Here is a 13,469-nt window from a genome sequence, read left to right as displayed (position 1 = left end):
CCCATCGCGCGCAGCAGCTCGACGCGGTCCTCGTGCGACTGGCGGTAGCGGATCGGCCACGGGCGGCCGATCTTGGGCCCGGCGCTGTCGAAGACCGCGTAGACCGCGCGCTGGATGTTGGGCGGGAGGAAGTGCACGTGCACGTCGAAGAGCCCCGGCAGGCCGAGGCCCTCCCAGAACGCGCGCACGTCCGCCGCCTCGCCGGCGAGCGGGGGCGCCTCAGTCATGCATGCCCTTCAGGCGGCGGCCGACGGCCTGCTCGGTCTCGCGGTTGGCCTGACGCTCGGCGAGCGCGTGGCGCTTGTCCCACGACTTCTTGCCCTTGGCGAGCGCGATCTCGACCTTGGCGCGACCGTCCTTGAAGTACAGCGACAGCGGGACGACCGTGAGCCCCTTCTCGTTGACGCGGCGCTCGATCTTGTCGATCTCGTCGCGGTTGAGCAGCAGCTTGCGCTTGCGACGGGCCGCGTGGTTGGTCCAGGTGCCCTGGGAGTACTCGGGGATGTGCACGCCGTGCAGCCAGGCCTCGTGACCGTCGATGTCCACGAAGCCGTCGACGAGCGAGGCCCGGCCCTGCCGCAGCGACTTCACCTCGGTGCCCTGGAGGACCAGGCCCGCCTCGTAGGTGTCCTCGATGAGGTAGTCGTGCCGCGCCTTCTTGTTCTGCGCGACCAGCTTGCGGCCCTGCTCCTTCGCCATCCCGCCATTCTCTCAGGGCCGGCAACCGCAATGCCGCGCGATGTCGACAAACGACGTTGACCCGCCCGAAAGTTTCGGGCGGGTCAACGTGGTTCGGGTCAGCTCAGGAAGGAGCGGACCCAGTCCTGGGTGACCGCGATGTCGAGGCGCTGGTAGCCACCGAGGTAGCGGCAGTTGTCGGTGTAGCCGTAGCTGGTCACCGCGACGATCCTGCCCTGGTAGAACACCGGCCCGCCCGAATCGCCGAAGCAGGTGCCACCGGTGCCGAAGGGGTCGTTCTCGTTGCCGTTCGTCTGCAGGATCTGGGGCGTCAGCTTCTGGCCGGGCATGTCGACGTAGCGGCGCTCGAGCGGGTAGCTCTGCGGGGTCGGGTTCTGCGGACCGCTGTCGGACTTACGCACCTCGGTGCCGTAGCCGACCGCACGGAACAGCGTGCTGCGCAGGTTCTCCGTGCCGATCTGGTCGAGCACGCCGAGCCCGGACAGCTGCGCCGGCTTGATCTTCACGGCCTTGTCGAGGACCACGACGCCGACGTCGTTCCAGTTGTCCATGTCCGTGAAGTCGGAGTACTGCGGGTGGGTGTAGGCCGTGCCGGAGGCGAAGCCCATCGCCGCGATCTCCTTGGCCGTGTAGCCCGCGGCCGGGTTCGCGGCTGGCGCGTACCCGCTCGTCGGGCCGTCGGAGATGAAGTTGCGGAAGTCGACCAGCACCTTGCCGACGTCGCCGTCGGTGCAGTGCGCCGCGGTGACCAGGACGGTCGGGCTGATCAGCGTCGCGCTGCAGCGGTAGCGGCCGGTCGGGTCGTAGAACAGGATCAGCCCGACATTCGCGTACTGGTTCGAGGCGTCGTACGTGCCTCCCGTGCTCGCCTCGGCAGGACGCGCGAGGAAGATCACCGGCAGCAGGAGGGCCGCCAGCGCCGCGTAGAACATCTTCTTCATGTGTGGTGCTCCCTGGGGTCAGACCCCCGACCGGAGGAGTGCATCACACCAGGACGTCCGGCGCGAGACCCCGGACGGAGGAAGTTCCTACGAGAGCCAGTTCATCGGGTCGACCGCCGTGCCGTTGACCAGGATCGTGAAGTGCAGGTGGCAGCCGGTCGACCAGCCGGTGGAGCCGACGTACCCCACGACCTCACCCTGCGACACGTGGTCGCCGACACCGACCCGGTAGCCCGTAGCGTGGTTGTAGACCGCGGTGACGTTCTTGCCGTTGATGTTGCCCAGGCTGAGGTAGAGCCGGTTGCCGTAGACGGCGGAGTAGTACTTCGCGATCACCGTGCCGCCGGCCACGGCCCGCATACCCTCACCGCACGAGACGCCGAAGTCGGTGCCGTCGTGCAGGCCCCAGTAGTGGTAGATCGGGTGCTCGCGGTAGCCGAACGGTGAGGTGACGGCGCCGCCCACCGGCCGCTCCAGCAGCCCGGTGGTCGAGCCGGTGTAGTTGCGCTTCGCGCGCCGCGCCGCCTGGAGGAGCAGCTGCTTGATGTGGTTCTCGCGGCGCTTGGCCTCCTGCAGCTCGCGCTGGTCCTGCTGACGGGCGCGTACGGCGTCGGCGTGCGCCCCGCGCCGCGTCTCGACCAGCGTGATCACCTTGTCGCGCGCCTCGCGCGCGTCGGAGTGGAGCTGCTCCATCGTGACGAGGTGCTCGGCGGCGGCCTCGCGCTGGACCTCGACGTCGTCGTGGGCGGCCTGCACCTCGTTCTCGCGGACCTGGAGCAGCACCTCAGCGGCGTGCAGGTCGTCGTACGCCCGCGCCTCGCGGCCCACGATCACGTCGTTGAGCGCGGACTGCCGGGTCAGGTCCGCGGTGCTCCGGGACTCCAGGAGGGTCGCGAACGCGAGCAGCTGGGGGTCGCCCTGCTCGTAGATGTCGGTGACGGTGTCGGTGAGCTTGAGGCGCTGGTCGGCGAGCGCCGCCTGCCCGTCGGCGAGCTCGGCCTGGGCGTCGGCGAGCCGCTGCTCGGCGGCGTCGAGGCGCTGCTGCATCTCCTGGTCGCGCAGCTCGGCCGCCTCGAGCTTCGCGGTCGCGGCCTGCAGGTCCCCGCGGGCAGTCGTCAGCTCGCGGATCGCCTGGTCGAGCGCCCCCTGCGCTCGACGCAGCCGGTCGCTGGACTCGTCGAGGTCGTGCTCGGCGTTCTTGACCTGCTGCTGCGCCTGCTGCTGGCGGTGCTTGAGGTCCTGGGGGTCCTGCGACTCGGCGTTGGCGAGGGGAACGGCCAGCGCACCGATCGCCAGGGCGGCCGCGGTGGCCGTTGCCAGGCGATGGCGTGCGGTACGGGGGAAGAGACGCACCGGTATGCCTTCACGTGTTCGGGGAAGAGAACCCCTCGACGGTAACGTGCGCGGATCAGACTTTGAGGTATTTGCGCGTGAGTACGAGTGTCGGAAGCAACGTGAGCACCGGCCCGAGGACCGCCACCCACACCGCGGCCACGGTGAACTCGTCGACGCCGATCCAGGGGATGAACCCGACGAGGTCCTCCAGACGGCCGTGGACGGCGAACCACATGAAGCCGCCGAGCACGCCGACCGAGATCCCGACGGCGATCGCCGCGGTCACCAGTGACTCCATGATGAACGGCAGCGCGATGTAGAGCGTGGAGGCACCGACCAGCCGCATGATGCCGATCTCGCGGCGCCGGGCGAAGGCCGCCAGCCGGATCGTGTTGGCCACCAGCAGCAGCGCGGCCAGCACCAGGAACGCGGCGATCCAGAACGCGCCCCACTGCATGACGCGCAGGCCTTGCAGCACCGGCCCGACGATCTGGCGCTGGTCGCGGACGTTGGACACGCCGTCGAGGCCGACGATCGCGGACTCGATGCCGGCGTACTCGTCGGGGTCCTTGAGGGTGATCCAGATCGACTCGGGCATGTCGTCGGCGGTCGCGGCCGGGTTGGGCCCCTCGAACTTGTCGGCGCCGAGCAGGTCCTTGATCTTCGCGAAGGCCTCGTCCTTGGACTCGAAGCGGTAGTCCGCGACCTCGGGGTTGTCCTCGACGACCTTGGTGATCCGCTCCTTCTGGGCGTCGGTCACCTCACTGGTGCAGGCCGGGTTGTCGTCGCGCGCCTTGCACAGGAACGCGGTGATCTGCAGCTCCGAGCCCCACTGGTCGGCGGCCTTGGTGGCCTGCTGGTTGAGGAGCACACCGAGACCGACCAGCGTCAGCGAGACGAACAGCGTCAAGATCACCGCGAGGTGCATCGAGAGGTTGCGGCGCAGGCCCTGGCCGAGCTCGGAGAAGACGTATCGCAGCTGCATGAAGGTGGAGGTCCTCTTCGTCGTTCGGTCGTGCTCGGGTCAGTGCTGGAAGCCGTAGATGCCCTGGGCCTGGTCGCGCACGACCCGGCCGTCGTCGAGCTCGATGACACGCTTGCGCATCTGGTCGACGATGCCGGCGTCGTGGGTCGCCATCAGCACGGTGGTGCCGGTGCGGTTGATCCGGTCGAGCAGCTTCATGATGCCGACCGAGGTGGTCGGGTCGAGGTTGCCGGTCGGCTCGTCGGCGATGAGGATCATCGGCCGATTGACGAACGCCCGGGCGATCGCCACCCGCTGCTGCTCGCCGCCGGACAGCTCGTCGGGCATCCGGTCGCCCTTGCCCTCCAGACCGACGAGCTCGAGGGTCTCGGGGACCAGACGGTTGATCTCGGAGCGGGACCGACCGATCACCTGGAGCGCGAAGGCGACGTTCTCGCTCACCGTCTTGTTGGGCAGCAGCCGGAAGTCCTGGAACACGGTGCCGATCTGGCGGCGCATCCGCGGCACCTTCCAGCTCGCCAGCCGGTTGATCTCCTTGCCGGCCACGTAGACCCGGCCCGAGGTGGCGCGGTACTCGCGCAGCACCAGACGCAGGAACGTGGACTTCCCCGAGCCGGAGGTGCCGACCAGGAAGACGAACTCGCCCTTCTCGACGTCGACCGAGACCTGGTCGAGCGCGGGACGCGCCTGGCCAGGGTAGGTCTTGACCACCTTCTCGAACCGGATCACCGGATCGAGGGTAGTCGGTGCGCCCAGGCGCCCGGGGACGGCGCCCCGTATGTTGGCGCCATGGCCAGGGCCCTCCTCTCGACCGCCGCCACCGTGGCCCTGCTGGCCGGCCTGCTCGGCGGGTGCGACAGCGAGGCCCCGTCGAGCGACGCTGCTCCCAGCCCGACGCCCACCCCCCTGGCCGAGATCGCGACCGAGACGGTGGCCGTCGCGCGGGAGGGGTTCTGCGAACGGGTGGCGCCGGCGGCCCTCGAGGCCGCCCTCGGCGGCGCCCCGGACGACGCCGATGCCTGGTCGAACGGCGAGCGCGCCCGACTGGCCCCGGGGGTCAGGGACGTCGCCCACGAGTACGGCTGCGCCTGGACCGCGGGCGCCGGGGCGCAGGGTACGTCGGCGCGCGCCTGGGTGTTCGCTCCCCCGGTGACCACCGGCCAGGCGGAGCGGCTGCGCCGCGACGCGACCCACGCCCGCGGCTGCGACCCCGTCCCGGACGCTCCCGCCTTCGGCACCCGCGACGCCGCGGTGCGCTGCGGCGACGAGGTGAGGTTCCAGGGCCTGTTCGGCGACGCCTGGCTCTCCTGCTCGCTCCGGGCCGCCGGCCCCGACCTCCTCGAGCGTGCCGAGCAGTGGTGCGCGACCGTGCTGCAGGCGGCGGCCGCGGGCTGACCCGGTGGTCAGGTGCCGACCGCGCTGCTCTCGGTGCGCTCCTCGTGGCGGACCGGGCAGCCGGCGACGCCGGGCACCGGGAACGTGCCGAGCTCCTCGATCCGGTAGCCGTCGGGGTAGCTGCGGATCCACGAGATGTCCTCGATGCGCTTGGGGTCGCGCCGGGTCGGCAACGCGCGCAGGGCGAGGCCGCGGGCCCGCAGCGCGGACCGGCTGACGCGCTGGACGACGCCGGCGGGGGCGTCGTACCGGAACGCCTCGCGCAGCGGGTCGTCCATGAGCGCCCGGGCGAACAGGCCCGCGGGCCGGCGCAGCGGGGCCGCGTAGAACGTCTGCATCAGCGCCAGCGTCGAGTCGGCGACCCGCCGGGCGCCCTCGTCGTAGCCGAAGTGCTCGGCCTCGTAGGAGTCCATCAGCTCCGCGAAGTCCGCATAGGTCTCGGGGATCTCCTTGATGCCCATGTGCCGCCCGAGGGTGCGGTAGTAGCGCACCGACGCCTCGAGCTCGGTCGGGGTCAGCGGGCGCTTCCCGTAGTCGTCGAGCCAGCGCTTGGGCACGACGACGAACGTCGAGAGCACGTAGCGGAACTCGTGGTCGGGGATGTCGTAGGCGCGGTGCATGGCGTTGATCCGCCGGATCGCGGCCTTGGCCTCGGGGTGCTCGAACCCCACGCGCGTCGGCGGCTCGAGCAGCAGGGCGGTGTCGTCGTAGCGCTTCTGCACGTCGCCGGTGAATCCGCCGGTCTCGTCGAGCAGCCGCCCGATGCCGGACACGGCGTAGGTCCGGAACAGCGCGAAGCTGAGCGCCTGGTTCATGTCCCAGGGGAACTCGTACATCACGACGTTGCGGTAGATCTCGACGAAGTCGGTCTCCGGGTCGAGGGAGTCGTTCCGCCTCTTCCAGTGGTCACGCCGCATGGAGAGAGGCTAGAACATGTTCCCGCGGGCCGTTCCCATGCGCGATCAGTTCTGAGCAGCCTGCTCGGCGCCGCGGCGCCAGCGGATGCCTGCCTCGATGAAGTCGTCGAGGTCTCCGTCGAAGACCGCCTGGGGGTTGCCCACCTCGAAGCCGGTCCGCAGGTCCTTGACCATCTGGTAGGGGTTCAGCACGTAGTTGCGCATCTGGTCGCCCCAGGTGGCGGCCACGTCGCCCTTGAGGTCCTTCTTGAGCGCGGCCTCCTCGGCCTTCTTCTTCGCCAGCAGCTTGGCCTTGAGGACGACCATCGCCGAGGCCTTGTTCTGCAGCTGCGACTTCTCGTTCTGGCAGCTGACCACGATGCCGGTCGGGATGTGCGTGAGCCGCACCGCGGAGTCGGTGGTGTTGACCGACTGGCCGCCCGGACCGCCGGAGCGGAACACGTCGACGCGCACGTCGTTCTCGTCGACCTCGACCTCGTCGGTCTGCTCGAGCACCGGCACGACCTCGACCGCGGCGAACGACGTCTGCCGGCGGCCCTGGTTGTCGAACGGCGAGATGCGCACCAGCCGGTGGGTGCCTGCCTCGACCGAGAGGGTGCCGTAGGCGTACGGCGCGTGGATCGCGAACTCCGCCGACTTGATGCCGGCCTCCTCGGCGTAGGAGACGTCGTAGACCTCGACGGGGTACTTGTGCTGCTCGGCCCAGCGCGTGTACATCCGCATCAGGGTCTCGGCGAAGTCGGCGGCGTCCACCCCGCCGGCGCCGGAGCGGATCGTGACGATCGCCTCGCGCGCGTCGTACTCGCCGTTGAGCAGGGTGCGGACCTCGAGCACCTCGACCGACTTCTTCAGGCGGGCGAGCTCGGCGTCGGCGTCGGCGAGCGCCTCGGCGTCGCCTTCCTCCTGGGCCATCTCGATCATGAGCGCGACGTCCTCGATGCGGCTCTGCAGACCGGTGAACCGGTCCAGCTCGCCCTGGAGGGCGGAGAGGCGCCCGGTCACCCGCGTCGCGTTGGCCTGGTCGTCCCAGAGGTCGGGCGCGGCGACCTGCTCGCCGAGGTCGGCGATCTCACGGCGCATCGCGTCCACGTCGAGCACCTGCTCGATGGTGTGCATCGTCGCCTGGAGCTGCTTGATCTCGGTGTCGTAGTCCGGTCCTGCCACAAGGACCAAGGTTACGGGGCCGCGCGCACGCCGCCTACTCCGCGCCTGCCGGGGGCCTGCTGGGGGCCTGCTGGGGGCCTGCTCGGGACCGCCCGGCGCCCGTCAGTCGGCGGCGAGCGCCGCCGGCAGCGCCAGCTCGGCCCAGACCCGCTTGCCGCCGCTCTCGGCCGACTCCATCCCCCACGACGCCGCCAGGGCGCCGACCAGGTGCAGGCCGCGTCCGTGCTCCTCGGTGTCGGTGAGCGGCTGCGGCTCCGGCGTACCGGCTCCGGTGTCGGCGACCTCGATGCGCAGGGCCTGCTCGCTGCGGGAGAGCAGCAGCCGGTAGGAGGACCGGGCGTGGGTCAGTGCGTTGGCGGCCAGCTCGCTCGTGACCAGCAGCGCGTCGTCGAGCGGTCCGTCGATGTCCCACTCGGCGAGCTTGTCCCGCACGAAGCGGCGCGCCGTGCTGACGCTGCGCAGGTCGTCGGGCAGGTCGATGGACGCCCGGGTCTCGTGGTGTCGGCCGACCGACTCGAGCAGGTCGACGAGGTAGCCGAGGTCGGCGTCCTTGACGACGAACCCCTCCGCGTGGTCCTGGATCCAGGCCCGGTCGATCGTCTCCAGCCCCGAGAACACCACGACCTTCGAGGCCGGGGAGACCTCGCGCACCCGGCTGAGGACCTCACGGCCCGCGATGTCGGGCAGGCCGAGGTCGAGAACGACGACGTCGGGACGCAACTGATCGGCGAGCTGGACGGCTTCCGCGCCGTCAGCCGCCTCACCCACGACCTCGAACCCGCCCCGAAAACGCAGCGAGGTGCGGACCAGCCGGCGTACCTCAACGACGTCGTCCACCAAGAGGACGCGGATGGGCACGCACGCAGCGTAGGCGCTTCCGGCGCTCATGGCACGCACCGGCGCCCGAACCCCGCGCGTCGGCCGACCGTCAGGGCCGCTGGTCGTCCTGGTCGTCCTGGTCGTCCTGGTCGCGCGGCAGGGTGATCACGAACGCGCCGCTGGTCCCGCCCGCCCCGGGACGGTACGTCGCGTCCCCGCGGTGCGAGCGAGCCAGCTGCCGGACGATGTAGAGCCCGAGGCCGGTGCCCCCGCCCGCGCGCCCGGTCGCGAAGCGCTCGAACAACCGGTCGCGCATCTCCGCGCTGACGCCCGAGCCGCTGTCGCTCACCTCGATCTCGACGCTGCCCCCGACCGCGCGCGCGGTCACGCGCGCGGGCGGGACGCCGTGGCGCAGCGCGTTGCCGATCAGGTTGTCCACGGCCTGGGCGAGCCGCCCCGCGTCACCGGGGACGACGAGCCCGGGCTCCACCTCGACGTCCACGAGCGTGCCGGGGTGGGACCGGCGGGCCTCCTGAGCGGCAGCCTCGACCAGGCTCCCCACGTCGACCGGCCCGACCTCGAGCTCCAGGGCGCTGGACTGCAGCCGCGAGGCGGTCAGCAGGTCGGCGAGCAGCCGGCGTAGGCGGGCCGCGCTCGAGCTCATCCCCTCGAGCAGCTCGCGCCGCTCCTCGGCCGAGAGGGCCTCGTCGTGCTCGGCGAGCATCTCGGCGGTCCCGGCGAGGACCCCCACGGGCGTACGCAGCTCGTGCGCGGTGACCGCGAGGAAGTGGGCCTGGTCCTCGGCGGCCTGCTGCAGCTGGGCGTTGGCCTCGGCGAGCGCGGCGGCCGTCCGCTCCCGCTCCTGCAGCATCTCCCGCCGCGAGGTGGTGTCCCGGGTGATCTTGGCGAAGCCGATGTGGCGACCGTCCTGGTCGTAGACGGTCGTGATCAGCACGCTGGACCAGAAGCGACTGCCGTCGTTGCGCACCCGCCAGCCGTCCTCCTCGTAGTGGCCGTCGCGCACGGCCAGCTCGAGCTCGTGCTCGGGGTGGCGCGCTGCTTGCACCTCAGGCGGGTAGAACGTCCGGAAGTGCCGTCCGACGATCTCGCTCTCGGCGTAGCCGGTGATCCGCTGGGCGCCGGCGTTCCAGCTCTCCACGAGACCCTCGGGCGAGAGCATGAAGATCGCGTAGTCCTCGACGTTCTCGACCAGCAGGCGGAACCTGGCCTCGCTGCGGCGCAGCTGCTCCTCGGCCCGGCGCTGGGCGGTGACGTCCTGCACCTGGAGGAAGAGGTAGAGCGGCCGGCGGCTGCTGTCGAGCACGGGCGCCACCGTGGCCATCACGCGGCGGGGGCCGACGCTGTCGGCCAGCCCCGCCACGTCGTGCTCGACCTGCACCACGCGGCTGTGCCCGGCGAGGATCCGCCCGAGCGCATCCTCGACCAGCTGCCGCCGGCTGCCGGCCAGGGCGCCGTACGCCGTACCGACCAGGTCGTCGAGCGGTCGGCCGAGCAGCTCGGCCAGGGCAGCGTTGGCGCGCACCACGTGCCCGGCCAGGGTCACGGTCGCCATCCCGATCGCCGCGTCGTCGAAGACCTCCCGGAACCGCTCGAGGTGCTCACGCAGCACGGTGCGGTCCGCCTCGTCGAGCGCCGGCGGCGCGGACACCTGCGCGGACGCCTGCGCAGGCGCCGGGTCGCCGACGGGGTGGTCGGGGTCGTCGGGAGCACCGGCGTCGTCGAGCAGCGCCACCAGCTGGTCGGCGAGCCCCTCCAACGACGTCGACTTCTCCAGGAAGGCGACCGCGCCGCGTTCACGCGCGCGCTGGGCGAGGCCCTCCTCGGAGAAGCCGCTGTACATCACCACGCGGGTCGCCGGGGAGGCCTCGAGGACCAGCGGCAGGGCCTCGAGGCCGTCCATCACGGGCATCGAGACGTCGAGGAGCATCAGGGCGGGACGGTAGACGCGGGCGGCGGCGACCGCCTCCACGCCGTCGGCCCCCTCGCCGACGACGTCGAGCCTGCCGGAGAGCCGCAGCCGGGTCCGCACCAGAGCCCGCACCTCGGCGGCGTCGTCGACGATCACGATCGTGGGGCGCGCGCCCCCTGCTCCCCCAGACACCCCGGGAACCTAACTCAGCGGAGGACCCGGTGTCTGCGCCGAGGGCGGTGCGTTTTGCAGGTTTCTGCAGCGCATGGAAGTGAGGCACCAATCCCGCCCGCGCCGGCGGACGGCGTGCGACCGTTTTCCCAGGCGCCGCTCGGGCGGCGCCGATCCTCGTCACCCGTTCCGCCCACCGACCGCTCTTCCGGGGAGCCCGCCATGATCATCGAGGTCCGTCCCACCCCCGCTCTGCGCCGCTACCGCGCGCGGATCGCCGGTGCGGTCGCGGGCGTCGGACTCCTCGCGGTCGCGCTCGTCTCGGTGGCCCAGCTCGCCGAGGGGACCCACCTCGGTCCGGCCGACGTCACGGTGAGCGACCCCGTCCAGCGCTGATCGGGCGGTGGGTCAGCGGGCCCGGCGGCCGAACACCTGGGCGACGTACCAGACGCCGTCGGCCTTGCGCGCCCCGATGCCCATCTGGCGGTAGTTGCGGCTGAGGATGTTGGCGCGGTGGCCCGGCGAGCCCATCCAGGCCCGGACGACGGCAGTGCCGGAGGTGTAGCCGTAGGCGACGTTCTCGCCGGCGTACGACAGGTTGCAGTCCTTGGCCACCCGGCTGAGGTCCTGGTGGAACATCCGCTGCTGGTCGGCCATCTTGCGCGCCTGCCGCACTGCCCACTTGTGCAGGCACGAGCGAGGTCCCAGCGCCACCCGGCCGTGCGCGACGCGCTGGACGTTGGTCGCGGTGAACGTCTCGGCCTCGTAGAGCGTCGAGGCCACCCCGGCCTGCGCGGGGGCGGTGGTCGTGGCCACCACGCCGAGCGTGGAGGTCGCTGTCGCCAGGGCGAGGACACAGGCGCCGACGGCCGCCCGAGCCCGCGAGCCCCTCACCCGTTGGGAGGAGCCGCCGGACCGCGGGGCCCGGGTTAGCCTGGTGCGGCGACGACCCGTCCCACGAGACGGATTTCCGAGATTCGGCATGGTGGGGGACTTCCTGCGTCGGGTCCAGGGCGCGACTCGCACGCCCCGATCGTCCTACCCCCGAATCGGCCAGAGCCGTCTCCACGTTAGGCGAAACCGGTCAGTATCGCGAGCCGAACGGGTGAACTAATCGACCCACGCCCCACGCGCGCGGGCTAGACGTCCCCAGCCCATCCGCGCATCGCCCGCCGCTCGGGGCTGTTGTCCGCATACCGTGCCGGTCCATGAACCTGCCGCACCTGAGCGCTCTCGCCGTGCCCGTCGTCCCCGCCGCGCTGGCGGTCGGTCTCGCGCTGGGCCTCGGACCGGTGAGCGCGGGTCCGGCAGACCTCCCCGGAGGGTCCGCCGGCGCACGCGCGACCCAGCACCCGACGGCCGAGGACCTGCCCGCCGGCTCGGTGGTGGCGGACGAGCGCATCGGGCAGCTGGTCCGCGCCGGCGACCGCATCTACGCCCACGGTGACTTCGCCACGATGGGTCGGTACGCCGGGCCGGGCGCGGTCCTCGACAGTGCCACCGGCGCTCCGGCGGCCGGACCCTCCATCGCCGACGGCCAGGTCTCGGTGAGCGTGACGGACGGCGCGGGCGGGTGGTTCGTCGGCGGCGACTTCACCCGGATCGACGGGCGCGCGGCCGGTGGCCTCGCGCACGTCCTCGCCGACGGCACCGTCGACCCGGACTTCCTGCCGGTCGCCGACGGCCAGGTCAGCGCACTCGCCCTCGCCGGGGAGACGCTGTGGGTCGGCGGGATCTTCGAGTCCGTCGGCGGGGTGCCCCGCCGGCACCTCGCGGCGGTCGCGACCGCCGACGGGCGGGTCCTGGAGGCCGATGTCCCGCAGTCGTCGCGGGTCACCGAGCTGGTGCTGGCCCCGGCCGCACCCGGTCGCTCGGCCCGGCTGTTCGTCGGCGCCGGAGGGGTCTCGGCGATCGACCCGGCCACCGGGGCCGCCGTCGCCGGCTTCGACGCGGCCGTCGATGGACCCGTGCGCGCGCTGACGCTCGGCGGCGACCGGCTCTACGTGGGCGGCGCCGGCCTGGTGGCCCTCGACGCGACGACCGGAGCGTCGGCGCCCGGCTTCCACGGCCTGTCCGCGGAGTCCGGCTCCGGCACGCGCGTGCACACGCTGCTCTACGCGGGCGACCGGCTCTATGTCGGCGGCGACCGGGCCGACAGCCGCCTGATCGCGATCGACCCCGCCACGGGCGCCGTCGACCCCGGGTTCGCCCCGCACGTCGCCGCCGGGCAGAGCCTCGTGGGAGTCCCCGCGGGCGTCTACGACCTCGCACTCGACGGCGACCGGCTCTGGGCCGCGGGCAGCTTCTCCGCGGTCGCCGGCTCCCCCGCAGGCGGCCTGGCGGTGCTGGACGCCGACACCGGCGCGCCGGTCGGACCCGCGGTGCCGTCGTACGACCTGCAGGTCAACGCCGTCGAGCTCTCCGACGGGCGGGCGTTCGTCGGAGGGCACTTCTACCTGACCGACTTCGTGCGCACCGCCGGGATCGCGGCGCTCGACGCCGAGACGCTGGAGCCGGTGCCGGGCTTCGCCGTGACACGGCGGGCGTACGGCGACCTCGTCCCCGGCGACGGCGTGCTCTTCGTCGCCACCACCCACTTCCTGGGCTACGACCCCTCGCGCGCCGCCGCGGCCAGCCACGACTTCTACTCCCGCTTCACGTGGCCGGTCCGCGCCTTCGACGCCACGACCGGCGCGGCGCTGCCGAGGCGCTCGCTGCGGGTGCGCGACCTCACCGGCATCACCACCATCGGCGACCGGCTCTACGTCGCCCGCCGGCTGGACAGCGACGTCCGGTTCCCGCGCAACCGGGTCGACGTCTACGGCCCGACCGGCGCGCGGGTCGCGTCGTACCGGCTGCCGCTGCGGGGCTACGTCACCCAGCTGTCGAGCGTGGGTGGGGACCTCGTCGCCGCGGGCAGCTTCAAGGCGCAGCCGATCCGCGACACCGCGATGATCCGGGTCGACCCGCGCACCGGCAAGCGGCGCGGCTGGTTTGACCCCAAGATCGACGGCCCCGTCTACGACGTCGCGAGCGACGGCTCCTCGCTGTACGCCGCGGGCCTGTTCTCCCGCGTCTACCAGGGGTCGGACTTCACCAGCCCGGGGCTGACC

The 13,469-nt window shown here is 72.2% G+C and carries 13 protein-coding genes and 1 pseudogene; 3 read left to right on the top strand and 11 right to left on the bottom strand.

What is annotated here, in order from left to right:
• From Q0L15_RS01960 to ftsE, 6 genes and pseudogenes are all read right to left on the bottom strand, one after another.
• Nucleotides 1-227, bottom strand: a pseudogene (locus Q0L15_RS01960) (amidohydrolase); the annotation flags it as partial.
• Nucleotides 220-699 (bottom strand): SsrA-binding protein SmpB, encoded by a 480-nt coding sequence (gene smpB, locus Q0L15_RS01955; protein ID WP_296601866.1) that lies wholly within the window; start codon nucleotides 697-699, stop codon nucleotides 220-222. The pseudogene Q0L15_RS01960 and the gene smpB, both read right to left, overlap by 8 nt.
• A 98-nt stretch (nucleotides 700-797) precedes the next feature.
• On the bottom strand, nucleotides 798-1,640 hold the full coding sequence (locus Q0L15_RS01950; RefSeq protein WP_296601864.1) for a trypsin-like serine protease: 843 nt from the start codon (nucleotides 1,638-1,640) through the stop codon (nucleotides 798-800).
• A gap of 87 nt (nucleotides 1,641-1,727) precedes the next feature.
• The gene (locus tag Q0L15_RS01945) at nucleotides 1,728-2,993 is read right to left on the bottom strand and encodes a M23 family metallopeptidase (RefSeq protein WP_296601863.1); all 1,266 of its coding nucleotides are present in this window, start codon (nucleotides 2,991-2,993) and stop codon (nucleotides 1,728-1,730) included.
• Between the two features lie 55 nt (nucleotides 2,994-3,048).
• On the bottom strand, nucleotides 3,049-3,960 hold the full coding sequence (gene ftsX / locus Q0L15_RS01940) for a permease-like cell division protein FtsX (protein WP_296601862.1): 912 nt from the start codon (nucleotides 3,958-3,960) through the stop codon (nucleotides 3,049-3,051).
• Nucleotides 3,961-3,999: 39 nt separating this feature from the next.
• Nucleotides 4,000-4,689 (bottom strand): cell division ATP-binding protein FtsE, encoded by a 690-nt coding sequence (ftsE, locus tag Q0L15_RS01935; RefSeq protein ID WP_296601860.1) that lies wholly within the window; start codon nucleotides 4,687-4,689, stop codon nucleotides 4,000-4,002.
• Between the two features lie 60 nt (nucleotides 4,690-4,749).
• Here ftsE and Q0L15_RS01930 point away from each other — a divergent pair, with 60 nt between their 5' ends.
• Nucleotides 4,750-5,355 (top strand): hypothetical protein, encoded by a 606-nt coding sequence (locus Q0L15_RS01930; protein WP_296601859.1) that lies wholly within the window; start codon nucleotides 4,750-4,752, stop codon nucleotides 5,353-5,355.
• A gap of 8 nt (nucleotides 5,356-5,363) precedes the next feature.
• On the opposite strand, the gene Q0L15_RS01925 is transcribed toward Q0L15_RS01930, so the two are convergent.
• The 4 genes from Q0L15_RS01925 to Q0L15_RS01910 all read right to left on the bottom strand — a co-directional run bounded on the left by Q0L15_RS01925 (nucleotide 5,364) and on the right by Q0L15_RS01910 (nucleotide 10,377).
• Nucleotides 5,364-6,272, bottom strand: coding sequence for an oxygenase MpaB family protein (locus Q0L15_RS01925; protein ID WP_296601857.1), 909 nt, complete (start codon nucleotides 6,270-6,272; stop codon nucleotides 5,364-5,366).
• A gap of 45 nt (nucleotides 6,273-6,317) precedes the next feature.
• Nucleotides 6,318-7,436: a peptide chain release factor 2 gene (gene prfB / locus Q0L15_RS01920; protein WP_296601856.1), complete on the bottom strand. Its 1,119-nt coding sequence runs from the start codon at nucleotides 7,434-7,436 to the stop codon at nucleotides 6,318-6,320.
• A gap of 102 nt (nucleotides 7,437-7,538) precedes the next feature.
• Complete coding sequence (locus Q0L15_RS01915; protein ID WP_296601855.1) at nucleotides 7,539-8,294, bottom strand: response regulator; 756 nt, start codon at nucleotides 8,292-8,294, stop codon at nucleotides 7,539-7,541.
• A gap of 70 nt (nucleotides 8,295-8,364) precedes the next feature.
• Nucleotides 8,365-10,377 (bottom strand): PAS domain S-box protein, encoded by a 2,013-nt coding sequence (locus tag Q0L15_RS01910; RefSeq protein ID WP_296601854.1) that lies wholly within the window; start codon nucleotides 10,375-10,377, stop codon nucleotides 8,365-8,367.
• Nucleotides 10,378-10,578: 201 nt separating this feature from the next.
• Here Q0L15_RS01910 and Q0L15_RS01905 point away from each other — a divergent pair, with 201 nt between their 5' ends.
• Nucleotides 10,579-10,752 (top strand): hypothetical protein, encoded by a 174-nt coding sequence (locus Q0L15_RS01905; RefSeq protein ID WP_296601853.1) that lies wholly within the window; start codon nucleotides 10,579-10,581, stop codon nucleotides 10,750-10,752.
• 12 nt (nucleotides 10,753-10,764) lie between these two features.
• Here the strand turns inward: Q0L15_RS01905 and Q0L15_RS01900 are convergent, their stop codons facing one another.
• Entirely contained in the window at nucleotides 10,765-11,172 is a 408-nt protein-coding gene (locus tag Q0L15_RS01900; RefSeq protein ID WP_296601852.1) for a CAP domain-containing protein, read from the bottom strand.
• Nucleotides 11,173-11,564: 392 nt separating this feature from the next.
• Between Q0L15_RS01900 and Q0L15_RS01895 the strand changes: the two genes are divergently transcribed.
• Nucleotides 11,565-13,469 (top strand): PQQ-binding-like beta-propeller repeat protein (locus Q0L15_RS01895; protein WP_366939524.1); only part of this gene is annotated, 1,905 nt, incomplete at its 3' end.

It is taken from the genome of Nocardioides sp. (assembly GCF_024509035.1).
Lineage (GTDB): Bacteria > Actinomycetota > Actinomycetes > Propionibacteriales > Nocardioidaceae > Nocardioides.
This window is presented reverse-complemented; position numbering and strand designations above follow the sequence as displayed.

Coding starts and splice junctions, on each gene's coding strand:
- smpB (WP_296601866.1), bottom strand. CDS start 699: ATGGCGAAGGAGCAGGGCCGCAAGCTGGTCGCGCAGAACAAGAAGGCG.
- ftsX (WP_296601862.1), bottom strand. CDS start 3,960: ATGCAGCTGCGATACGTCTTCTCCGAGCTCGGCCAGGGCCTGCGCCGC.
- Q0L15_RS01905 (WP_296601853.1), top strand. CDS start 10,579: ATGATCATCGAGGTCCGTCCCACCCCCGCTCTGCGCCGCTACCGCGCG.
- Q0L15_RS01950 (WP_296601864.1), bottom strand. CDS start 1,640: ATGAAGAAGATGTTCTACGCGGCGCTGGCGGCCCTCCTGCTGCCGGTG.
- Q0L15_RS01930 (WP_296601859.1), top strand. CDS start 4,750: ATGGCCAGGGCCCTCCTCTCGACCGCCGCCACCGTGGCCCTGCTGGCC.
- Q0L15_RS01925 (WP_296601857.1), bottom strand. CDS start 6,272: ATGCGGCGTGACCACTGGAAGAGGCGGAACGACTCCCTCGACCCGGAG.